Here is a 22,177-nt window from a genome sequence, read left to right on the forward strand (position 1 = left end):
ACGATTTGTTTTTACACTAATCCCTAATATTTGACTCTTGAAAAAGGTACTCATCATCGCGTATTATTGGCCACCTGCGGGAGGACCTGGCGTGCAGCGTTGGTTAAAGTTTGTCAAATATTTACCTGATTTCGGATTTGAACCCCACGTGTATGTGCCAGAAAATCCAACGTATCCAATCATTGATACTGAATTAGAAAAAGAGGTTTCGGACAAAGCCATTATCATAAAAAAGAAGATCGTTGAGCCCTATGGTTTGGCTTCTATTTTTTCAAAGAAAAATACGCAAAAAATCAGTTCTGGAATTATTCCCGTTCAACGCAAACAATCCTTGTTACAGAAACTATTGTTGTACGTTCGAGGCAATGTTTTTATTCCAGATGCTCGAATTTTATGGGTAAAACCTTCTATTAAATTTCTGCAAAAGTACATTCAAGAAAACCAGATTGATACGATTATTACCACCGGACCGCCTCATAGTTTGCACTTGATAGGGGTAGGACTGAAGGAAAAATTAAACATAAAGTGGATTGCTGATTTCCGTGATCCGTGGACTACTATTGGCTACCACGACGAGTTAAAATTGGCAGCACGTGCTGCAAAAAAGCACAAGGATTTAGAATCAAAAGTATTAAATACGGCCGATGCCATTTTGGTTACGAGTGCCACTACAAAGAAAGAGTTTCAAGGATACACAAAGAAACCCGTTCATGTGATTACAAATGGCTATGATGTAGAAGAGGTGAAGAAAGTGGCTTTAGATGAAAAATTCACATTGGCACATATTGGTTCATTTCTTTCACAAAGAAATCCCCGTATTTTATGGAAATGCTTGAAAGAAATTATCAAAGAATATCCCTCGTTTAAAAAGGACTTCCAATTAAAATTAATTGGTGCAGTGAGCCCAGAGGTATTGCAAACCATTTCAGAATTCTGGCTCGATGCCTATGTCAATAATTTAGGCTATATTTCGCATACAGAAGCAGTTTCGCAACAGCGGTCGTCTCAAGTTTTATTGCTAATTGAAATCAATTCCGAAATTACCAAAAGCATCATTCCCGGAAAATTATTTGAATACATGGTTTCCGAACGACCGATTTTAGCATTAGGGCCTGAAAACTCCGATTTTGAAACAATCATTAAGTCCACAAACACAGGTGTTTTTCACCAGTACGAAGAATACGATGAACTCAAACAAACCATTCTTTCCTACTACGAAAAATACAAAACCAAATCGCTGAACGTTCACGCGATAGGGTTGCAGCAGTACAGTCGGAAGAACTTGACCAAAGAATTGGTTGGGGTAATCAATTCCAAAATATAATTTAGTATGGGAATCGTAATCAATCAATCCGCAAAAAACATAGTAATAACCTACTTAGGTTTCGGGATTGGTGCGGTAAATGCCCTTTTTTTATACACGAGTTTTCTGGGTAAAACACATTACGGAATAGTCGCATTCCTTCTTTCTGCCGGAAATATTATGATGCCACTGATGGCTTTCGGCGTCCACAGCACCTTAATTCGATTTTATTCCAAATATAAAAATCCGGTCGAGCAGGAGCGGTTCATGAGTTTTATGTTACTGATGCCGCTGTTATTAATCATTCCTATTTCGCTAATTGTTTTTTTTGGCTATGATGTGATCGCCTCCTTACTTATTGACGACAACCCCGAAGTGGAACCTTATTTGTGGCTCATTCCCATAATAGGTCTGTTTATGGGGTATTTTGAAATCTTTTATGCATGGGTAAAAGTGCACATGAAATCTGTATTTGGTAATTTTATCAGCGAAGTTTTTGTCCGAATTATTACTACAGGTTTACTGTTCTTGGTCCACTGGAATACCATCGATAAAACGACATTTATCTATGGAGTAACGCTAGCGTATGGAGTACAAATGTTAGCCATGATGGGATACGCATTTTACCTTAAAAAACCTAAGTTCCAACTCAATAAACCAGAAAACACGAAGGAAATATTCAGCTATTCCTTCTTTATCATTTTAGCAGGAAGCGTTGCCGTTTTTCTATTGGATTTAGACAAAGTGATGATTCCGCATTACCTAGAAATTGAACAAGTAGCCGTTTATTCAGTCGGAATATTTATCGCCACCGTGATAGTGGTACCCAGTCGGGCGATGTTACAAATTATTTACCCGATAACTGCAAAACTGATCAGTGAGAATAAAATGCAGGAACTAGATGATTTGTATAAAAGAAGCGCCATTAACCTGCAGGTTTTCGGAGGGTTGATTTTAGTGGGTATTTTTTTAAACATAAACCAAATGTATCTAGTCATACCTGATGATTACAGCGGCGGATTGATGGCGGTTTTTCTGATTGGTTTGGCAAAATTCTACGATGTGATATTAGGAAACAACAATGCTATTTTGCTCAACACAAAGTATTACCGTATGGTTTTACTTTTCGGAGTTTTACTAGTGCTTATGATGATCGGACTCAACATGCTTTTAATCCCTATATACGGAATTACAGGCAGTGCCTTAGCCACCTTAATTTCAGTGGTATTTTACAACACCATCAAGCTGTTATTTGTTGTCAAAAAAATGGATTTGTATCCGTTTGGTCCAACTACTTTAAAATCTTTTGGAATAATCACTGTAATTTTAGCAATGTTCTACTTTTGGGAATTTCCTTTTGACCATCGAATTAATATTGTTTTAAAATCGATTTTAATAACAATCAGTTATGTTTATTTGAATTACAAATTCAAGATTTCAACGGACATCAATGAGTTAATTGATAGCCAGTGGAAAAAGTTTATGCGATAATTCGTTACCCAACTGCGTAAGAAAACGGCTCAGAATTTCCTCAAATCTAAACTCTTTTTTTATAGGCCAAAAAAAAGACGAAAGCCTAAACTTTCGTCTCAATTTCCAATGGGTGCTCCATTCCTTCATACAGGCTAGGGGACGCCCTACACCTCAATTTCAAGTAGAGTAAATGCAGCAGAATCCAATTCAGTCAACTCCAAGAAACCACTAATCTCTTCATAAAATAAAATTTGAACCAAATAAAACACATTAGTAGTAACAGTCGGTAAAGTATCGGTTTTCAAAACCAAATCCGCAACAGGAGCATCAAGAGGCATAGTAACCAAACTACTACGAGTCGTGCTCTCAACACTCAAATCAAAGTCCAACCCAATCATAACCGATTTAAAAGACACATGAGTACAATTGGCTGGAGCAATTAAATCTCGAGCAACATCAAAACCATCAATTCGAGCTTCACCTATAGACAAATCAAGTGCAAAAGGACGCTGCACTAAAGCAGAAACAGTAGTCATTCCATAAAAATCAAAATTTTTCAAATAATTTTTACCCTCAACGGTCAATAAACCAGTAGCTACATTACGTAGACCCAAACGATTAGTTACATCAAGATTCTTAATAAAAACCATTCGCTTGTTCAAGCGTTGAACACCCATAAACGACTTAACCCGACGCAACTCACTTCTAATACCCAAGCGAAACAAAGCACCATATTTAGAAAACCCCGTCAATTCCTTCTGAATCATCCGAATCTTCCTAAATTTCGGATTGGCATTCATTTTTGCCTTATTCAACGAACTCCGAGACCGACTCTGTTTTCCCGTTCTTGTTTCCACGTACGTAACCCCATCTATGAAGCCTGACAATCGTACAATACTCTGATTTCTAGCCATAATCAAATTCTTTTCCAGTTTTTTCCTCATATTGAACTCCACGCCATCCAATTTTTTGGTCAAAATAATCTTCGGTCAAACTTCCTAATTATCCAGCACTACAAGTATAAGTTACATTTTTGTCTAAAATTCCAATTGTACAATCATTTAGCATTTCTTTGTCTTCATTATCAGAAATCGTAAACGCAACGCATTTATCGGTTGGTAATAGATTCAGCCAATTTGCATTCTCTCGAATTAAAATATAGAATATTATTCTATCGTTTATTTTCCCTATGCGTTCCATTTTTCAGCTTGTGTACAACGTTGATGTGCGTGTTTAAGAACCTAATTTAGCAAATAAAAACTAGAAAGAAAATCCGCGAGGATTTTCGTAAGTAGGCGAGAGCCAGTCATTAATTATACACGGTGTTGGCATTTCTTTTTTTTTTAAGATTTCTAATAATTTCATTTCGCAAAATAAAAACACTAAAATCAGGTTTTGTTAACTAATTAATAATAACAAGAACTATTCTAAAATCAATTTTTTATAACCTTTTCCTTTGCTCGTTTCTATTAATATGATGTATGAACCAGAAGCTAGCCTTGAAGTATTTATGGTAGTTTTTTTAGATTTTAAAACCAATTGACCTGCATTATTATAAATGTTGACACTTTTTAATGTTGTAACACTTTCTAGCTGAATTGTGATTTGGTGTTTTGCTGGGTTCGGATATAAACTATACTTACGGATTTGTTGACCATAACGAAGCTGATTTCAACATCGCTCTTCGTGGCAATTGCAAAGCACTTACAATTAATTCGGCAAAATCTTCCGGTTGCAACACCTTTTCTACGTCACCATCAGTAATACCTAAATCAAGTGACATTTGAGAAGCAATCGTACTTGGCGTTAAGGTACAAACACGAATGTTGTCTTTCCGAACCTCTTTCATTAATGATTCTGACATTCCAATCACTGCAAATTTCGAAGCCGAATAAGCCGAAGTTCCTGCATTACCGTTAATTCCCGCAGTCGAAGAAATATTAAAAATATCTCCTTGTTTATTTTCAATTAAGTGAGGCAAAACTTCCCGGGTTACATAATACATTCCCATCACATTGGTTTGCATAATCGCCTGCCAGTCGTTAGCACTCATTTCTAGAAACTTTCCAAAAGAAGCAATTCCAGCGTTATTTACTAAAATATCTAACGAACCAAATTCCTTCATTATCGTTTCAATTCCAGCCTTTACTTCCTCATGATTTCCTACATCAAATGTGGCATAAGTCGCATTTACACCTAAAGCTTTGAGCTCTGCAACGGTTTCCTGAAGTTGTTTTTCATTTCTTCCCGTAATGGCAACATCAATTCCTTCTTTGGCAAAAGCCAATGCTGTTGCTTTACCTAATCCTTTTCCACCGCCTGTAATTATTGCCTTTTGTCCTTTTAAATTTTCCATAATAGTTGTTTATAAAAGCAAAACTATTCATTTTATACGGGAACAACGACAAATTAACGTTAACTTATAAACCAGATTTTAATTTTTTTTCAACAAGAAATAACAACCAAACTGTTATTTTTCTGAAGCTACTTCCAGCACTCCATTGCAAGTCCTCCTTTTATCCAGCGTTTTGCTAAGGGCCAGAAGGAGCTTCCGCTGGTCGCTCTTCTAGCCCAAGCAAAACTGCTCGATAAAAGTCCGGGCTTTCCATTTCGGTCTGGGCTAGGAAACCGGGAATACCTTGAAAATTCCCTTAAAACACAACCTTTGATTTTCTTTTGATTTTAAATTGAAATGCAATAAGTCTGCCTCATTGCGGCATCCGTTTCGCTCAAAGTCATTAAGTTAAGGATATTGAATACCCTTTTTTGTCATGCCAGCGAAGTAGGAATCTCATAAGTTGCTCTCGTAATAAAATTTCCCGCTACCGCAAGCGTCTCGCTTGTGCCAAACCCTAATGTCTCATTATTATCTGGACTTAAAATTCAATCAAACAACTTATCGATAACTCCATAAGTGTTAACGGCATGTAATCGGTTCCGTTCAACACAGGATTCATTGTTCGGCTTCCAGCCGCAACGAAATCCTAGCTGTTGGAAAACATTTTTTATTTCATCCGCACGAATTTTCCAGAATATGAAATCACGTGTAAATTAACTCGCATTGTAAATTCAATCGTATCCTTTTTACAGTTTGTAATTTCATAATATGATTGTCCGTGTGATGTCAATGCTTTTTGAAATTCTGTTAAAGAATCCGTTTCTTTTTCCAATGATTTTAATCGAAAAGCATTTTCTCCAATCGATTCAATTTTGTATTTCCTATTCGTTTCCAAATTAATATCCGTTAAATTTTGTCCACTGACTTTAAATTCAAATTTTGGATAATCCGCAAACTGCTCGTCATAAATAACTTTATATTTTCCGTTTTTTAAATGACAATTGTAATCGGCACATTTAAATCCAAAACAAATTAAAATCGATATGTAGATTATTTTTTTCAAATGTTTTACAACGTGTTTGTATATGGTTTGTTGCGTGTTTTAAGCACCTAATCTAGCAAATAAAAACCGAATAGAAAATCCGCAAGGACTTTCGTAAGTAGGCCAGAACTAGCAATAAATTATATTCGGCTTAAGTGTGTAGTTTTTTTACTCTATATAAATTTTTAATTCAATTATTCTGGTTCTATCTAAGTTTGATTTATCGATTATAAGTTTAATATTGTCAATTAATAAACTACCTCCTTTTTTCAGATTACGTATTTTCCCCGCTTGCGCAAGCGTCTCGCTTGTGCCAAACCCTAATATCTCATTATTATCTGGACTTAAAATTCACTCAAACAACTTATCGATAACTCCATAAGTGTTAACGGCATGTAATCGGTTCCGTTCAACACAGGATTTATTGTTCAGCTTCCAGCCGCAACGAAATCCTAGCTGTTACCCAACGTTTTTTTATTCAACAATCGTAAATCGGGTTTCTTGATTAAAATCGTCTACAATTTTTAAAATTCCTTTTTCTTTAGAATAGAATAAAATATCAGGAAAAGACCTCAAAAGGTAGGCATTCGAATATTCAATACCTTCAACATCAATAGTTGTAAAGAACTCATCTTGATAATCAAAAGAATAATCGATGTTTCCAAAACAATTTCCGAGAAATGCTTTAAGTTCAAAACCTCCATCTCTATTCGCTTCGACCGCTACGATTCCATCATAACAATTCGTATCATCAGTAAAAGTATATTCACCACGTTCAATGTAAACATCTGCACTTGGGCCTAAATAAACAAACGATGATTCATTTGGTCCATCTTCATAATGTCTAATTTCTTTGGATGTTATTTTCAACGTTATAATTTCGTTAGTTTCCAAATTCTTTAGTTTGAATGTATCATTAATTTCAAATAGTAAAAAATCTTTAGCATCGTCACTTAAATCATAATAACGGTCATCTGGTTTACACGATTGTAGGGTTATTAAAACGAGAAAAAAAAATCCAAAATATTTAAATTTTACTTTCATTTCGGTGTGGTTTTTAAATGTTGGGTAACGTTTTGCCACTTTGAGATGGCTGGAAGTTCGTAACCGCCCATTTTTCGGCTTAACGAAAACGTGATGCGAAACGGTAATTCCACTAAATTCCAGCTAGCTCAAAATGGCTGTTAGGCGATGTATTTATTCGGTTATTTTAGTTATTCTGTAACTAATATTTCTTTTATTCTGTCAAAAATTAAACTAAATGAATTAAAATCAAAATCTCCAACAAATTCAATGTTCGTTTCAATTAAATCTGCAAAATTTGCCTTTGTTAAAGCAATAGAAGACTTCTGTTCTAAATCTTCTCTTTTATATATTTTTTCATCAATAACGCCATTAACTTTAACTTTGTGCTGAATTTTATTAGTTTTAGTTTGATAAATGCCATCAATACTATTTCCACTTTCGTAAAATTCTTTTCCTAAAAATAATCTTCTGTCATTTGAGTCTAATTTTAATAAAATTTCTTCTGGATAATAATGCTCTATAGAAATAAAAGTACCATATTTTTCCTCATTAGTAAGTGGAATACAGACACCATATACGTTATTAGAGAAATCTTTGAATAATTGACCACTATCTTCGATATCTGATACAATTGAAGAATCATCTCTGTCGAAAATACCTATAACTTTTCTAGTTTGTTTTACTTTAGATAATTGTTCTAGTAATATTTTTAATTTCGAATCACCCCAATCCCCAACTATTTCGTAGAATTCAACTTCACAGTTTTGAATATTTAATTTTTCGTATGCTTTTTTAATATGTTGTGCATCCGTTTTTCCTTCAGTTATAATTAATGGAATATTGTTTGACTGAATAATGGTATTTAATGAATCAAATTTCTCTTTAAACCTCTTATTTTCATTAATCATCATATTGTAAACCTCTGAGTACAGTTCATTGGTTTTTGGATCTGAAGAAATACCTAAATTATCTAAATCTACAATTCTGGTTCGTTCTTTAACTTCTTCAGCAAGTCCCATACTTAAAAACGGAGAGTGTGAACTTAAAATGAATTGAACATTTGGAAAAAGTTTAAATAATTTTGGTAAAACTTCTTTCTGAAGTTTTATATGCAAATGTTTGTCAACTTCATCAATTAGAACAATACCCGTTATGGTATCAAGTTTAATATTATTTTGATTATTATCCGCTTGTTTCAATAATTCACCAAACAAACAAAGTATTGAAGATTCACCTGATGATAAATTAAAAATCGTTGGATATACTTGTGAATTATCCGCATTTTTAATTATCTGTATTCGAGTACTACCTAAACGCCTTGGTCCAATTCCAAATCTAACAGGACCTAAATTTTTTGATATTAAAGTTTGAGAAATGATGTTATTTAAATTTTGAAATAATGTTATTTCAGGTAAAGATTGTTGATTCATTCTCATATCCAAAACAATATCCATTATCCAATTAGCGAGTTGCGGAAGACCCGTTATTACTTCTAAAGGATTATTTAGATAACCACTAAAACCTGACAGTTTTGTAAAGTCTAAATTTACTTTGTATGGCTCGTTTAGGTATCCTGGAGCTTCATATCTATATGCAGGAAAGTATGTTACTAGATTGTTGTAAAACATCCTTTCAGCATTTTCTTTTTTGAAATTTGACGAGGTTAATTTTATATTATTTGATTTATCAAGATTTGGCTTTATAAGATTAAAAGGTATTTTGTTTTCTATTTGTATAGCTTCATTATATTCTTCTTCGGAGCAATTATTTCTAATATCAACATAGTCAAAGTTACCTTCAGCAGATTTGAATCTAATATAGACAAATGAAGGTTGATGTTGAACCAAATTGTAGATAGGTGAAGATACTCTATAATATTTGTTGTTTCTATCCTCAAATTCACTTGGAAAATGAGGTTTTGCCATTTCGTACCAAGCATCAACAATATGAGAAAGTAAAGTAGTTTTTCCGCTACCATTTATTGCAGTTAAAACAGCAATTTCATTTTCATTAAAATCTATGTTTAACTTGTCAAAAGGTGCGCGATTAATTAAAACTATTTTCTCTATATGTATCTTCATAATTTCATTGTTTGTTCACTAAGTATCTTGTTAATATATCGCCTAACTACTAGATATACGCAAGTTTATACAACTTTTATATCATTTTCAATCCCAAATATATACAATTTTACCCCACAAAAAATAAAACACTTCTAAAAACCCTAATTTTATTTCCACAAAACCAAAAGCTCCAACCCCTCAAACCCCTTATTTTCCTCATAAAAAACACACCCCCTAAAAATTTAACACTATCAACCTAAAAAAAATTACTCAAAATAAATTTTCGTAACACTATTCTTTATTAAATTTACTTCATTATTAACTTTAAGTCCAATACATTATGGCAGCAACAGACCCAACCACCACAAAAAATAAACGTTCAGTGAGCGAAACAGGTCACAATAAAAACGTAGCCAACTTCGGCACAGCCTACCAAATCCTAGAAGAAATGGGCCCACTATACCAGCCCTCAAACCCAAACCTGTTCCTCGATAAACTCAATCCTGTAAAAACAGTACTAGAAGGAGCAATAACAGAAATGAATACCGACCAACCCATCTATAAAAACTTCGTAGCAGAAAGAGAAGTAACCATCGCACCACTCGGAAAACTAATGACAAGAGCCCTAAACTCGGCACTTTCCACAACAATTTCAGCAAAAGACAAACAAAACCTAACAAGCATGGCCAAAAAAATACGCGGCGGCGAAAGAATAAAACCATTAGACCCTGCTAAAGCACCAGAAAATGCAATATCAACCTCACAAATGAGCTACGATTCCCGCATTGCCAACCTTGACGCATTCATAAGTCAACTCGAATCACACCCAGAATACAGTCCAAACGAGGAAGACATCAAAATTGCAGCACTCAGACAATACCACCAAACCCTCAAAGCCCAAAGCAGTAAAGTAAATGCATCGGGTAACAGACTAATTACAGCCCGAAAAAACCGAAATGAAGCACTCTACTTCGGCTCACCAAACGTAATGGAACTAATGGAAGACGTAAAAAGCTACCTAAAATCAATAGGCGAGCCCGCCAAACCCTACTATAAAGCACTCGTAAAACTTCAATTCAGATACATAAACGAAACTAAAAAATAAATCCCACAACCCCTAAACTCACAACCCACAACTCACAACTCATAACCCACAACCCACAACTCACAACTCATAACCCAAAACTCATAAATAAACTGCGAACGGAAGCTAAACCTCCATTCGCAGTTTTTAGTTTATAAAAGCACACATCAACACCGAAAAAAAAATTCAAAAAACAAAAAAAGCACTTTCAAAAGTGAAAAAGTACTTTTCAAAAACGAAAACGACATTTCAAAACTGAAAAAGAACCTTTCAAAACTGAAAAAGAACCTTTCAAAAGTGAAAAAGTACTTTTCAAAAACGAAAAGTACATTTCAAAAATGAAAAAACACATTTCTGAAATGGTAAAATGTAATTAACGAATGGTAAAATGTAATTAACGAATGGTAAACTTCCATTATCGCATGGTGAAATGTAATTAACGAATGGTAAACTTCTATTATCGCATGGTAAAATGTAATTAACGAATGGTAAACTTCCATTAACGCATGGTAAAATGTAATTAACGAATGGTAAACTTCCATTATCGCATGGTAAAATGTAATTATCGAATGGTAAACTTCTATTATCGCATGGTAAAATGTAATTAACGAATGGTAAACTTCCATTATCGCATGGTAAAATGTAATTAACGAATGGTAAAACTATTTTCTTGCACAGCAAAATCCCATTATTGAAAGGTTAAACACTTTTCTTGAAACTGAAAAGAATTTGGATCAAATTACTTTTCCCTACAAAGCAATCCACAATGCAAGAGCGCTACGAAGCAAATTCAAATCGAAATCCACACTACCCATTTAAAAGTCCCAAAATAAATTTGTAAATTTGCCCTTTAATAAAAATAAAACAGATACTATGGAAAACGGAATATATGCTAAATTCAACACACCAAAAGGTTCAATTTTAGTAAAACTAGCACACGATTTAGTACCAGGAACGGTAGGGAACTTCGTAGCATTGGCAGAAGGAAATTTAGAAAACACAGCACGTCCACAAGGACAACCATTTTACAATGGTTTGAAATTTCACCGTGTTATTCCCGACTTTATGATTCAAGGAGGTTGTCCTCAAGGAGTAGGTACAGGAAATCCAGGTTACAAGTTTGACGATGAATTTCACCCTGCTTTAAAACACGATCGTCCAGGAGTTTTAGCAATGGCTAATTCAGGAGTGGGAACCAATGGTTCACAATTTTACATCACACACATTCCTACAGATTGGTTAGACAACAAGCACACTGTTTTTGGTCACGTTATCGAAGGTCAAGATACCGTAGATACAGTGGCGCAAGGCGATGTTTTAGAGTCAGTAGAAATTGTAAGAGTAGGAGAGGAAGCTCAAAAATGGAATGCCGTTGAAGCGTTCAGAACTTTTGAAGGTTCAAGAGAAAAACGCGAAGCTGCAGAACGTGAAGCAGGAGAATCTGCAATGGAAGAAATTGCAGCAGGTTTTGAAAAAACAGCAAGCGGTTTGCGTTACAAAATGATTAACAAAGGAACTGGTAAAAAAGCAGAAGCGGGTAAAACAGTTGCAGTGCATTATACAGGTCAATTACCAGACGGAAAAGTATTTGATTCTTCTTACCCAAGAAAAAAACCAATCGAATTTCCTTTAGGAAAAGGACACGTAATTGCAGGTTGGGACGAAGGTGTTGCTTTATTAAGCGTGGGAGACAAAGCACGTTTCGCAATTCCATCGCACTTAGCGTACGGTTCTGCAGGAGCAGGTGGTGTAATTCCTCCAAACGCCAACTTGATTTTTGACGTAGAATTAATGGATGTAAAATAATCCTTACATTTATATAAATGGAATCCCAATAACTTCGTGTTGTTGGGATTTTTTATTTTTACAGAAAACCTTATCTTTCAAAAAAAAATTACACCATGCGATTTATATATATCATTCTCTTTTTAAGTTGCTTGTCAGCCAAGGCACAACAACATTGTGGCTATGATTTTTCATCCTATTTGGTTTTACACATTCATGAAGACGGAAAACCTGAAAATATTGCCAATCTAAAAGTGACTTTAATTGATTTCTTTGGCAATGAATTAGTGAATGCAGGAAACAAATACAGCTGGACACACCGAGATGAAGTAATGACTTTCTATGAAAATTATAAAATAGACGCAAACGGAAATAAAGTATCCGAAACTCCGAATGAAGAAAAAACACGTTGGTTTTTCCCTTTTGCCAAAGCGACGTATTTAATTTCGGTAACCAATGACTTTCCTATTGAAGGAATACGTGCTAAAATTGAAGATGTTTCTGAAAAACAAGTCTATCAAACACAAATTATCAATTTATTTGCTTTTAATATGTACGTTCTATGTACGACACAAGCTGAAAAAGCACAGCAATTTGGAGCAAGAGTGAATAAGCCGGTTAATGTGGTTTTGAAAAGGAGAGAATAAATATTTTATTTACCGCAAATTCACAAATTATAGATTAATTATAAATCTCAAAATTTGCGAACTTGCGGTTAAAATATTTTTAATTAAACTATTTCCACTTAATATTACAACCCATACTTGGCTTTTGTAGAGGAGCTAAACTTCTATTGTAAATCAAACTGTCAATTGCACCTCTCAAATCAGCACCACCTGTTGCAATACCATTTCCAGGACGTGAATCGTCTAACTGACCTCTGTATAACAAGCGATTCTCGGCATCAAACAGGAAAAAATCGGGCGTACAAGTAGCGTCATAAGCTTTGGCTACTTCTTGCGTTTCATCGTATAAATAAGGAAATTCCATTTTATTTCTAAACGCAAATTCTGTCATTTCTTTCGGGCCGTCTTCCGGATATTTTTGAGCATCATTACTTGATATAGCGATAATTCCGATTCCTTGTACACGGTAATCATTAGCAATCATAACAATTTCCTCAATGGCGTGAATCACATACGGACAATGGTTGCACATAAAAATGACCAACGTTCCTATGCTACCTTTTAGTTCGCCAAAAGAATAATTATAATTGGAATTTGTGTCTTCTAAAATAAAAGCAGGTGCCACCGTTCCAAGAGGTAACATGCTAGAAGGAGTTTGAGCCATAAGAATGTAAATTTGAAGCTAAATGTACTAAAAAAATACGGTTCGAGTTGTATATTTGAAATACTTAACGAATTTGCATTATGGAAAAAAAGAGTCTTATTAATTGGCCTGATTTCGAAAAAATAGATTTACGAGTAGGAACTATTCTAGAAGCTTATGATTTTCCCGAAGCCCGAAATCCCGCTTATCAATTGCATATTGATTTTGGTAGTGAAATTGGAGTTTTAAAAACTTCAGCACAAATTACAAAGCGCTATTCAAAAGATGATTTAATGAATCGCCAGATAGTTGCTATTGTGAATTTTCCGAAAAAACAAATTGGGAAGTTTATGAGTGAATGTTTAGTTCTTGGTGCAGTTGGAGAGGAAGGAGATGTGGTTTTATTAAACCCAGACTTCAAAGTAGAAAACGGAATTTCAATTGCATAAAAAAAGTCTGAAAATCAAATGACTTTCAGACTTAATGGTGGTTTTTTGGTTTGGTTGTATGCTATTATTTAAATGTCTTCAAAACGAATGTCTGTAAAACTATTTATTTTAGGTTCTGCTAAAATCGTTTCTTCTTTTTCAGAGAAAAAATCTTTTTTGTAATCTTTTTGATGGCGTTCAGAAATGACTTCTTCCCCTTTATTATTTAAAACATAAGAAGTCATTTCTTCTAGAATTTCAGCGAAAGCCGTAAAATCTTCCTTGTACAAATAGATTTTATGTTTTTTGAAATGAAAGGAGCCATCTTCTTCTGTAAACTTCTTACTTTCGGTAATGGTAATATAATAATCGTCTGCTTTTGTTGCTCTAACATCAAAGAAATAGGTCCTTCGTCCGGCTCTTAAAACTTTAGAAAAAATCTCTTCTTTTTCTAACATATCATTTTCTCTCATAATCCTTCGGTGTAACTTTTGTGTTGTTTTAGGTATCCAAAAATCAGAAAAAAAAGTTAATTGAGCAACAATTAATTCATTTCTTTTTCAGAAAGTTGCTTGTTGTATAGTTCGCGATAATAGCCTTCTTGGTTTAATAATTGATTATGAGAACCTTGTTGTATGATTTCTCCGTCTTCTAAAATGATGATTTTATCAGCGTTCTTAGCCGAAGAAACACGATGGGTAACGATGATAGTTGTTTTGTCCTGACAGAATTCGAGTAGATTGTTTAAGATTAACTCCTCCGTTTCCGTATCAACAGCCGATAACGAGTCGTCTAAAAGTAATATTTTAGGATTCTTAATAATAGCTCTAGCGATAGAAACACGTTGTTTCTGACCTCCAGAAAGCGTGATTCCTCGCTCGCCTAAAACCGTTTCGTATTTCAAACTGAAATTGGCAATGTTATCATGTACCACTGCTGCTTTGGCTGCTTCAATTACTTCTTCGTCTGTAGCGTTTTCTTTACCAAATTTGATATTGTTTTTAATCGAATCTGAAAATAAGAACGCGTCTTGAGGAACCACACCAATGCTGTTTCTTAAATCAAATAAATTCAAATCACGAATATCAACACCGTCAATGGTTATTTTTCCCGAATTTACATCATACAAGCGACTAATTAGTGATAAAATAGAAGATTTCCCCGAACCTGTTTTTCCAATAATAGCTAATGTTTGCCCTTTGTCTAATGTGAAATTCACATTTTTCAGCGCCACAATATTAGTATCCTCATACGTAAAACCAACATTTTCAAATGCTAAAATTCCATCAATTGGAGTAGCATTAGGGTTTGTGTTTTGTATTTCGGGTTCAATATCTAAGAATTCATTGATTCGTTTCTGTGAGGCTTCTGCTTCCTGAACCATAGATGAAACCCAACCTAAAGAGGCAACAGGCCAAGTTAGTAGATTGACGTACAAGATAAATTCGGCAATAATACCAATATTTGAAATCGTACCGTCAATATACATCATTCCACCAAAATAGATGACAACCAAATTACTAACTCCAATCAAAGCCATCATCAAGGGGCCAAAAAACGAATTTATTTTCGCCAAACTCATACTTTTTGCCCGACTCTCTTCTGATAATGTTTCTACATTAACTTGTTGTTTTTCTTCTAAAGAATAGGCTTTTATGACACGAATACCTGAGAAAATTTCTTGTGAAAAAGTAGATAAGTTGGATAAATTCTGTTGGAAAATGGTACTTCTTTTATTAATTTCTTTACTTAACTTAAAAATCGCATACGATAAAAAGGGCAACGGTAGTAACGTATAAAGAGTCAACCTCGGAGAAACATTATACATATAACCAATTACAAAAGTGAAACGAATAAATGTATTTATGGAATACATCACGGCTGGACCCACATACATCCGGACTTTTCCAACGTCTTCACTGATTCGGTTCATTAAATCACCCGTTCTGTTTTTTTTGTAAAAATCTTGTGTAAGCACTTCATAATGACGGAAAACTTCATTTTTTAAGTCAAATTCAATCAAGCGCGACATTACAATTAAAGTTTGACGCATCAGGAAAGTTAAAATTCCAGCAATTAATGTCGTCACTACTATTAGAATTATATTCTCTAATAAATCGCTTGCAATGGCCGTTTTGTCAACTAATGCATTGGCTTTCATAGACTCTTCAATAGCTTTGAAAGATTTACTAATTAGTTTTGGTGTGAAAAGCATAAAAATCTGCGCAACGATGGTAAATATAATACCAAATAGGAAACGGTATTTATATTTTACGAAATATTTATTTAAATGTTGGAGTTCCTTCATAGGTTAGAGAATCGGAAAAGTTTTTATTTTATTTAATTGTTAAAAAAGTATAGGAATGTAAATTTACATATCATCAGATATCATGTAATAAATTATTATATTACTAAATTAAAGCAAATTTATTGCAATGTTTTGAATTAAACAGTAATTTCGCCCCGTCTTTTTAATAAAGTCATAAATCATTTAATAAGTCACAACTATGATTACAGAAGTATTAAAACCAAGTGAATTACATAAAATTGACCCTGTTTTTGGTCAGATGTCATTTGACAATCACGAACAAATTGTTTTTTGTAACGACAAATATACTGGTTTAAAAGCAATAATTGGTATTCACAATACCGTTTTAGGTCCCGCTTTAGGTGGAACAAGAATGTGGAATTATGCCAATGAATGGGAAGCGTTAAATGACGTTTTACGATTGTCTCGTGGAATGACATTTAAATCAGCTATTTCGGGTTTAAACCTTGGTGGTGGAAAAGCCGTTATCATCGGTGATTCTAAAATTGACAAGACTCCAGAAATGATTAAGAAATTTGGTGAATATGTGAATTCACTAAGCGGAAGATACATTACTGCTGAAGACGTTGGAACTACAACGGAAGATATGGATAACATCAAAAGTGTAACCAATTTTGTAACAGGTATTTCTGAAAGTAAAGGTGGTTCTGGAAATCCGTCTCCTGTAACTGCATATGGTGTTTATATGGGAATGAAAGCGGCTGCAAAATTTCAATTTGGTACGGATAACCTAAGCGGGAAGAAAATTTTAGTTCAAGGAATTGGACACGTCGGAGAAACTTTAGTGCAGCACTTGACAAACGAAGGAGCTATCGTTAAGATTACCGATTTAAACCAGATGCGTTTGCAAGAAGTGAGTGCTAAATATGGTGCTACCATTTTTGGTGGTGCTGATTTATACAGTGCTAATGTAGATATCTATTCGCCTTGTGCGTTAGGTGCAACAATTAATGACGAAACAATCAATAGACTTAAGGCTAAAGTTATTGCTGGAGCGGCTAATAACCAACTTGCAAATGATGCTGTTCATGGTCAGATTTTAAAAGATAAAGGAATTGTTTATGCACCAGATTTTTTAATTAATGCAGGTGGAATTATTAACGTTTACGCAGAAATCGTAGGTTATGATAGTGCTGAAGCAATGAGAAGAACTGAAAACATTTACAATACCACATTAGAAATTTTAAATTTCGCAAAAGAAAGCAATATAACGACTCAAGATGCAGCAATGCGATTGGCTCAAAAACGTATTGACGAAAGAAAAAAAGAAATCGCATCGAAATAAGAAGCATTTTCAATAATATTATTTATTTTTGCAAAGCGAAAGAACACTCTTTCGCTTTGTTAATTTTATAAAAGTTCTTATCCGTGCTAAACAGAAGACATATCCGTGTGAAAGTAATGCAGTCCATCTATGCATTACATCAAAGCCAATCTGGCGATCTTGAAAAAGAAGAAAAGTTTTTATTCTACAGTTTAGAAAGTATTCAAGATTTATACCTTGTGATGATTTCAACATTGACGGAATTAAAAAAAATGGAAGAAGTCTTTTTGCACAAATCCAGCAAAAAACATTTGGTTACTTCTGAAGAGCGAAATCCCAACAATAAGTTTATTAAGAATAAGGTTATTCAATTACTGGCTGATAGCAATCATTTGACGATTTCCCTAGAAAACAGAAAAATTGATAATTGGGAAGTGCACGATGATTATATTCAACTTTTATTAAAATTGATTAAAGAAAGCGATTTGTATGCGAAGTACATGTTAAATCGTGAAAATGATTTTGAGGAAGACAAACAGTTCGTTATCGATGTTTTTACTGAAATTATTGTTCCAAATGAGAAGTTATATGATTATTTAGAAGATAATAAATTAACTTGGGTTGATGATGTTCCATTGGTAAATACAGAGATAATAAAACAGTTAAAAGGAATTAAAGAAAATTCTGAAATAAGAATGCCGCGTTTATATAAAGATGTTGATGATAAAGATTTTGCAAAAAACCTTTTTAGAAAAACAGTTTTGAACGAAAAAGATTTGGCTCAGAAATACATCGATAAAACACCGAATTGGGATACAGAACGTATCGCAGAAGTGGATACCATTATTTTGAAAATGGCAATCTGTGAATTCTTGAAATTTCCGTCAATTCCAGTAAAAGTAACTATTAACGAATATTTAGAGGTCGCTAAAGAGTATTCCACTCCTAAAAGCAGTATTTTTATCAACGGAATTTTAGACAATTTAGTAAAAGAATTTCAAGCAAATGAAACCCTTTTAAAAACGGGTCGAGGTTTAATGTAAAATTTAAAAACAATGAATTACAAATCAATTAGTTTAGCTTTGATAGCTACAATAGCATTAGTTTCTTGTAAAAAAGAAGTTGAAGTTAACAAAGAAATCCAAGGTGCACAAATTGTAACTGAAAAAGTGGAAACGACTCCCGCGGTAGTTAATCCAGATGGAAAATTCGCTAAGATGGATTTTTCTACTTTAGAACATGACTTTGGAACGATTAATGGCGATGATAGAGTAGAAACAGTATTTACATTCACAAATACGGGTGATACAGATCTAATAATTTCTAAAGCACAAGGTTCTTGCGGTTGCACCGTTCCTGATTATCCAAAACAGCCTATAGCTCCAGGAGAAAAGGCAGATATCAAAGTTTCATTTAGCCCAAAAGGGAAAAACGGAATGCAGAACAAAACGGTAACTCTTACAACAAATACTGCTACTGGTACTGAGACGTTAACCATAAAAGCAAATATTGTTAAATAATTAATTTTTTAAAACATAAATAATGGAAGATATAGTTCAGTTTTTACCGTACATTTTAATGATTGGGGTATTTTATTTTTTGATGATTCGTCCTCAACAAAAACGTGCAAAAGCAGAAAAAGAATTTGAAAGCCAACTTAAAGTAGGTGATAAAATTATCACGAAAAGTGGTATTCACGGAAAAATTTCTGAATTAGGCGAAAAAACAATTGTTATTGAAACTATGTCCGGAAAATTAAAAATGGAGCGTTCAGCAATTTCTATGGAGATGAGTGCAAAAATGAATGAAGTTGCAGTTGTTAAAAAATAATTTTGCAACACAATTATAAAGGAACCGAGTTAGAAATAACTCGGTTTTTTTTTACACAATTTTTATAAAAATCGTGCAATAGCTTAATTTGAAAGGAATTCTTCAAAAAATGAATTACCTTCGCATGAATTTAATTTTCACATTATGATTTCAGCCGAAACTACTTTTGCAACCGAATTAGAGACGTATTTCCAGAAATTCAGGAAGAATATTATTGGTATCAATCAAGAATTTACTTCACCTTATGGAACCAAGAAAATCGTTTATACAGATTGGACGGCAAGTGGAAGGTTATATCAAACAATTGAAAATAAATTAATAAACGATTTTGGTCCTTTTGTAGCAAATACGCATACAGAAACTACGGTATCTGGAACAGCTATGACAATGGCTTATCATCACGCTCGAAAGATTATTAAAAATCACTTGAATGCGAATTCAGACGATATTTTAATTACTGATGGAACAGGAATGACGGGTGTAATTAATAAATTTCAACGTATTTTAGGGCTGAAAATTCCTGAAGATTTAAAGGATTTTGTTCAGATTCCACAAGAAAAACGACCGGTTGTATTCATCACTCACATGGAACATCATTCGAATCAAACAACTTGGTTAGAAACGATTGCCGATGTTGTAATAGTTCCTTCTTGTGAAAAAGGTTTGTTTTGCATGGATAATTTTGCAACACTTTTAGCACTATATGAAAACCGAAGTGTCAAGATTGCATCGGTTACTGCTTGTTCAAATGTTACGGGAATCAAAACACCTTTTCATGCTATTGCAAAATTAATGCATCAAAATAATGGACTTTGTTTCGTGGATTTTGCTTGTTCCGCACCTTACGTAAAAATTGACATGCATCCCGAAGATTCAGAAGCCTATTTAGACGCTGTTTTCTTATCACCACATAAATTTTTGGGAGGACCTGGAACTTCTGGTGTTTTAATTTTTAATAAAAAATTATACAAAAATATAGTTCCTGATAATCCTGGAGGAGGTACCGTTAGTTGGACAAATCCATGGGGAAAACATAAATATCTGGATAACATTGAAGATAGAGAAGACGGTGGAACTCCCGGTTTTCTGCAAGTTATTAAAACGGCTTTAGCAATTCAGTTGAAAGAGGAGATGGGAATTGATAACATTTTAAGTCGGGAACAGGAAATTGTAGATTTAGTTTTTGAGCAGTTTAAGTCCATTTCAAATTTAAATATTTTAGCTGGTGAGCATCAAAATAGGTTAGGAGTAATATCGTTTTACATTGACGATTTACATTTTAACTTAGGAGTAAAAATGTTGAACGACCGATTTGGGATTCAAACACGAGGCGGTTGTAGTTGTGCAGGAACCTATGGTCACTATTTATTGCATGTTGATGAAGAACAATCCAATACATTGACTTCAAAAATTGATTCTGGAGATTTGATGTTGAAACCAGGCTGGATCAGAATGTCTATACATCCTACCACTAGCAGTGCTGAAATCCTGTTTGTATGTGATGCAATTAGAGCACTTGCGGAACATCATAAAGAATGGGCAACGGATTATAATTACAATACTTCCACTAATGAATTTGTGCACAAACAGGCAACTGCTTTTGAGAAAAATCTAGTTGAAAGCTGGTTCTCATAAGTCAAATTTTTTGCGAAAGTTTTATTGATGAAATTTATCTAATTTTAAAACTATTCAGTCTTTAAAAGAAATGACGAATTGAGTTCCTTCATTCACTTTACTTTGAACTGAGATGTGACCACCCAAACTAGTAATATGATTTTGTACTAAATAGAGTCCAATTCCTCTACTGTCTACATGATTGTGAAATTTTTCATGCAAACCAAAGATCTTATCTTTCACAACTTCCATGTCAAACCCGAGACAATTATCAGCAAAAACCAGTTGATTGATTCCATCAGTCACTCGAGAAGTAACCGTAATTATAGGGTTCACACCAGGACGAGCATACTTAATCGAATTAGTAATTAAATTCAGAAACAAGCTATCCATATAAGCTCTATTAAAAAGCACCTTTTCCAGTATAGAAAAATCAGATTCAATAATTGCATTCGAGTCATCAATCAACGAATTAATCGAAAGTAAAACCGCCTCGAGCGACATATTGAAGTTAATGGTTTCTATTTTAATATCTGAGGTATCCCGATGGACTAATACATCAAGATTTTTATTTAAAGCATCTTTAAGATTTTCACTGGTGGTTTCCAGCATTTTAAACAATTGTCGGGTCTCAGTATCTTTAATTTTGGATTTATCTAAAAGACTAAAAATGGATATTAAATTATTTACTGGTGATCTTAAATCATGTGAGTTGGTATAACTCAATTGCTTTAGTTCCTTATTTATTCTTGTAAAATTAATCAGTAATGAATTACGTTCTTCTTCCAAAACTTTTTTATGCGTGATATTTTTAGCAATTGCATAAATTAATTGATCGTCACTGTTGGGCATAGAAGTCCATGCAAGCCATACCACTTCGCCCTTTTTAGTTACATATCGATTTTCGAAGTTTTGCAAAGGACTATTTTTAGTTAATTCTCCGCGAACGGTTGCAGTAATGTTTTTATCTTCCTTATAGATAAATTCACTGATAGGTTTTGATAGTAATTCTGCTTCTGAATAACCTAATAATTTAGAAACTGAAGGATTAATTTTTTTAAAGTAACCATCAAAACCAGCAATGCACATTAAATCTGGGGAAACTTCAAAAAAATATTTGAATATGCCATTGTCTTCTAATTTCATAAGTGAAAAATCAATTTTTAATTGTAACGAAGGATAAAATGTAATTTTCTACAATATAGTAGTTAGTAATAGATTCGTGCAAGTTTAGTAAGAAAAATTTCATCAGTTTTTTCTATAAGGTTTCAAATTCAGCATAATAGAAAAAAGGACTTGTAAATAATCTTACAAGTCCTATATTTGAAA

Annotated in this window: 22 protein-coding genes; 11 read left to right on the plus strand and 11 right to left on the minus strand. The window is 33.7% G+C overall.

The features are described 5' to 3' along the window. Positions 1-37 precede the first annotated feature (37 nt). Both ACQ5J2_RS11960 and ACQ5J2_RS11965 read left to right on the plus strand, forming a co-directional pair. A complete protein-coding gene (locus ACQ5J2_RS11960; RefSeq protein WP_432670702.1) occupies positions 38-1,324 on the plus strand; it encodes a glycosyltransferase family 4 protein in 1,287 nt (428 codons plus the stop codon). 6 nt (positions 1,325-1,330) lie between these two features. Next, positions 1,331-2,794, plus strand: coding sequence for an oligosaccharide flippase family protein (locus ACQ5J2_RS11965; protein ID WP_432670703.1), 1,464 nt, complete (start codon positions 1,331-1,333; stop codon positions 2,792-2,794). A 146-nt stretch (positions 2,795-2,940) separates the two neighbouring features. Here ACQ5J2_RS11965 and ACQ5J2_RS11970 read toward each other — a convergent pair whose 3' ends face one another. The 7 genes from ACQ5J2_RS11970 to ACQ5J2_RS12000 form a co-directional block, all read right to left on the minus strand. Continuing rightward, a complete protein-coding gene (locus ACQ5J2_RS11970) occupies positions 2,941-3,690 on the minus strand; it encodes a hypothetical protein (RefSeq protein ID WP_432670704.1) in 750 nt (249 codons plus the stop codon). An 88-nt stretch (positions 3,691-3,778) separates the two neighbouring features. Then, complete coding sequence (locus tag ACQ5J2_RS11975; protein WP_432670705.1) at positions 3,779-3,976, minus strand: hypothetical protein; 198 nt, start codon at positions 3,974-3,976, stop codon at positions 3,779-3,781. A gap of 222 nt (positions 3,977-4,198) precedes the next feature. Then, positions 4,199-4,423, minus strand: coding sequence for a T9SS type A sorting domain-containing protein (locus ACQ5J2_RS11980; RefSeq protein ID WP_432673309.1), 225 nt, complete (start codon positions 4,421-4,423; stop codon positions 4,199-4,201). After that, complete coding sequence (locus ACQ5J2_RS11985) at positions 4,416-5,132, minus strand: 3-ketoacyl-ACP reductase (RefSeq protein ID WP_432670706.1); 717 nt, start codon at positions 5,130-5,132, stop codon at positions 4,416-4,418. Before ACQ5J2_RS11985 ends, ACQ5J2_RS11980 begins: the two co-directional genes overlap by 8 nt. Positions 5,133-5,781: 649 nt before the next feature. Further along, positions 5,782-6,177, minus strand: a complete 396-nt coding sequence (locus tag ACQ5J2_RS11990; RefSeq protein ID WP_432670707.1) for a hypothetical protein — start codon at positions 6,175-6,177, stop codon at positions 5,782-5,784. 453 nt (positions 6,178-6,630) lie between these two features. Beyond that, positions 6,631-7,200, minus strand: a complete 570-nt coding sequence (locus tag ACQ5J2_RS11995; RefSeq protein WP_432670708.1) for a hypothetical protein — start codon at positions 7,198-7,200, stop codon at positions 6,631-6,633. A gap of 170 nt (positions 7,201-7,370) precedes the next feature. Then, on the minus strand, positions 7,371-9,263 hold the full coding sequence (locus ACQ5J2_RS12000; RefSeq protein ID WP_432670709.1) for an AAA family ATPase: 1,893 nt from the start codon (positions 9,261-9,263) through the stop codon (positions 7,371-7,373). Positions 9,264-9,585: 322 nt separating this feature from the next. Between ACQ5J2_RS12000 and ACQ5J2_RS12005 the strand changes: the two genes are divergently transcribed. The 3 genes from ACQ5J2_RS12005 (at position 9,586) to ACQ5J2_RS12015 (ending at position 12,761) form a co-directional block, all read left to right on the plus strand. Further along, on the plus strand, positions 9,586-10,350 hold the full coding sequence (locus tag ACQ5J2_RS12005; protein WP_432670710.1) for a hypothetical protein: 765 nt from the start codon (positions 9,586-9,588) through the stop codon (positions 10,348-10,350). Positions 10,351-11,202: 852 nt separating this feature from the next. Then, the gene (locus ACQ5J2_RS12010; RefSeq protein ID WP_432670711.1) at positions 11,203-12,135 is read left to right on the plus strand and encodes a peptidylprolyl isomerase; all 933 of its coding nucleotides are present in this window, start codon (positions 11,203-11,205) and stop codon (positions 12,133-12,135) included. Between the two features lie 95 nt (positions 12,136-12,230). Then, entirely contained in the window at positions 12,231-12,761 is a 531-nt protein-coding gene (locus ACQ5J2_RS12015; RefSeq protein ID WP_432670712.1) for a hypothetical protein, read from the plus strand. A gap of 88 nt (positions 12,762-12,849) precedes the next feature. Here the strand turns inward: ACQ5J2_RS12015 and ACQ5J2_RS12020 are convergent, their stop codons facing one another. After that, on the minus strand, positions 12,850-13,404 hold the full coding sequence (locus tag ACQ5J2_RS12020; RefSeq protein WP_432670713.1) for a thioredoxin family protein: 555 nt from the start codon (positions 13,402-13,404) through the stop codon (positions 12,850-12,852). Positions 13,405-13,484: 80 nt separating this feature from the next. Between ACQ5J2_RS12020 and ACQ5J2_RS12025 the strand changes: the two genes are divergently transcribed. After that, the gene (locus tag ACQ5J2_RS12025; RefSeq protein ID WP_432670714.1) at positions 13,485-13,832 is read left to right on the plus strand and encodes a tRNA-binding protein; all 348 of its coding nucleotides are present in this window, start codon (positions 13,485-13,487) and stop codon (positions 13,830-13,832) included. Between the two features lie 68 nt (positions 13,833-13,900). Here the strand turns inward: ACQ5J2_RS12025 and ACQ5J2_RS12030 are convergent, their stop codons facing one another. Both ACQ5J2_RS12030 and ACQ5J2_RS12035 read right to left on the minus strand, forming a co-directional pair. Beyond that, complete coding sequence (locus tag ACQ5J2_RS12030) at positions 13,901-14,284, minus strand: PUR family DNA/RNA-binding protein (RefSeq protein WP_432670715.1); 384 nt, start codon at positions 14,282-14,284, stop codon at positions 13,901-13,903. A 71-nt stretch (positions 14,285-14,355) separates the two neighbouring features. After that, on the minus strand, positions 14,356-16,119 hold the full coding sequence (locus ACQ5J2_RS12035) for an ABC transporter ATP-binding protein (RefSeq protein WP_432670716.1): 1,764 nt from the start codon (positions 16,117-16,119) through the stop codon (positions 14,356-14,358). 199 nt (positions 16,120-16,318) lie between these two features. Between ACQ5J2_RS12035 and ACQ5J2_RS12040 the strand changes: the two genes are divergently transcribed. The 5 genes from ACQ5J2_RS12040 to ACQ5J2_RS12060 all read left to right on the plus strand — a co-directional run bounded on the left by ACQ5J2_RS12040 (position 16,319) and on the right by ACQ5J2_RS12060 (position 20,869). Then, on the plus strand, positions 16,319-17,425 hold the full coding sequence (locus ACQ5J2_RS12040; protein ID WP_432670717.1) for a Glu/Leu/Phe/Val family dehydrogenase: 1,107 nt from the start codon (positions 16,319-16,321) through the stop codon (positions 17,423-17,425). Positions 17,426-17,541: 116 nt separating this feature from the next. After that, positions 17,542-18,447 (plus strand): transcription antitermination factor NusB, encoded by a 906-nt coding sequence (nusB, locus tag ACQ5J2_RS12045; protein ID WP_432673310.1) that lies wholly within the window; start codon positions 17,542-17,544, stop codon positions 18,445-18,447. A 12-nt stretch (positions 18,448-18,459) separates the two neighbouring features. Beyond that, positions 18,460-18,924: a DUF1573 domain-containing protein gene (locus tag ACQ5J2_RS12050; RefSeq protein ID WP_432670718.1), complete on the plus strand. Its 465-nt coding sequence runs from the start codon at positions 18,460-18,462 to the stop codon at positions 18,922-18,924. A 22-nt stretch (positions 18,925-18,946) separates the two neighbouring features. Further along, on the plus strand, positions 18,947-19,234 hold the full coding sequence (yajC, locus tag ACQ5J2_RS12055; RefSeq protein WP_432670719.1) for a preprotein translocase subunit YajC: 288 nt from the start codon (positions 18,947-18,949) through the stop codon (positions 19,232-19,234). Positions 19,235-19,378: 144 nt separating this feature from the next. Then, positions 19,379-20,869: an aminotransferase class V-fold PLP-dependent enzyme gene (locus ACQ5J2_RS12060; protein ID WP_432670720.1), complete on the plus strand. Its 1,491-nt coding sequence runs from the start codon at positions 19,379-19,381 to the stop codon at positions 20,867-20,869. Between the two features lie 54 nt (positions 20,870-20,923). On the opposite strand, the gene ACQ5J2_RS12065 is transcribed toward ACQ5J2_RS12060, so the two are convergent. Beyond that, positions 20,924-21,994: a PAS domain-containing sensor histidine kinase gene (locus ACQ5J2_RS12065; RefSeq protein WP_432670721.1), complete on the minus strand. Its 1,071-nt coding sequence runs from the start codon at positions 21,992-21,994 to the stop codon at positions 20,924-20,926. Positions 21,995-22,177: the final 183 nt, after the last annotated feature.

Source organism: Flavobacterium sp. SM2513 (assembly GCF_050908145.1).
In the GTDB taxonomy this organism is placed as follows: domain Bacteria; phylum Bacteroidota; class Bacteroidia; order Flavobacteriales; family Flavobacteriaceae; genus Flavobacterium.

Bases quoted from the DNA above. Each gene is read 5' to 3' on its own strand.
- ACQ5J2_RS11965 (WP_432670703.1), top strand. From the start codon at position 1,331: ATGGGAATCGTAATCAATCAATCCGCAAAAAACATAGTAATAACCTAC.
- ACQ5J2_RS11970 (WP_432670704.1), bottom strand. From the start codon at position 3,690: ATGGCTAGAAATCAGAGTATTGTACGATTGTCAGGCTTCATAGATGGG.
- ACQ5J2_RS11975 (WP_432670705.1), bottom strand. From the start codon at position 3,976: ATGGAACGCATAGGGAAAATAAACGATAGAATAATATTCTATATTTTA.
- ACQ5J2_RS11985 (WP_432670706.1), bottom strand. From the start codon at position 5,132: ATGGAAAATTTAAAAGGACAAAAGGCAATAATTACAGGCGGTGGAAAA.
- ACQ5J2_RS11995 (WP_432670708.1), bottom strand. From the start codon at position 7,200: ATGAAAGTAAAATTTAAATATTTTGGATTTTTTTTTCTCGTTTTAATA.
- ACQ5J2_RS12000 (WP_432670709.1), bottom strand. From the start codon at position 9,263: ATGAAGATACATATAGAGAAAATAGTTTTAATTAATCGCGCACCTTTT.
- ACQ5J2_RS12005 (WP_432670710.1), top strand. From the start codon at position 9,586: ATGGCAGCAACAGACCCAACCACCACAAAAAATAAACGTTCAGTGAGC.
- ACQ5J2_RS12010 (WP_432670711.1), top strand. From the start codon at position 11,203: ATGGAAAACGGAATATATGCTAAATTCAACACACCAAAAGGTTCAATT.
- ACQ5J2_RS12015 (WP_432670712.1), top strand. From the start codon at position 12,231: ATGCGATTTATATATATCATTCTCTTTTTAAGTTGCTTGTCAGCCAAG.
- ACQ5J2_RS12020 (WP_432670713.1), bottom strand. From the start codon at position 13,404: ATGGCTCAAACTCCTTCTAGCATGTTACCTCTTGGAACGGTGGCACCT.
- ACQ5J2_RS12025 (WP_432670714.1), top strand. From the start codon at position 13,485: ATGGAAAAAAAGAGTCTTATTAATTGGCCTGATTTCGAAAAAATAGAT.
- ACQ5J2_RS12030 (WP_432670715.1), bottom strand. From the start codon at position 14,284: ATGAGAGAAAATGATATGTTAGAAAAAGAAGAGATTTTTTCTAAAGTT.
- ACQ5J2_RS12035 (WP_432670716.1), bottom strand. From the start codon at position 16,119: ATGAAGGAACTCCAACATTTAAATAAATATTTCGTAAAATATAAATAC.
- ACQ5J2_RS12040 (WP_432670717.1), top strand. From the start codon at position 16,319: ATGATTACAGAAGTATTAAAACCAAGTGAATTACATAAAATTGACCCT.
- nusB (WP_432673310.1), top strand. From the start codon at position 17,542: ATGCAGTCCATCTATGCATTACATCAAAGCCAATCTGGCGATCTTGAA.
- ACQ5J2_RS12050 (WP_432670718.1), top strand. From the start codon at position 18,460: ATGAATTACAAATCAATTAGTTTAGCTTTGATAGCTACAATAGCATTA.
- yajC (WP_432670719.1), top strand. From the start codon at position 18,947: ATGGAAGATATAGTTCAGTTTTTACCGTACATTTTAATGATTGGGGTA.
- ACQ5J2_RS12060 (WP_432670720.1), top strand. From the start codon at position 19,379: ATGATTTCAGCCGAAACTACTTTTGCAACCGAATTAGAGACGTATTTC.
- ACQ5J2_RS12065 (WP_432670721.1), bottom strand. From the start codon at position 21,994: ATGAAATTAGAAGACAATGGCATATTCAAATATTTTTTTGAAGTTTCC.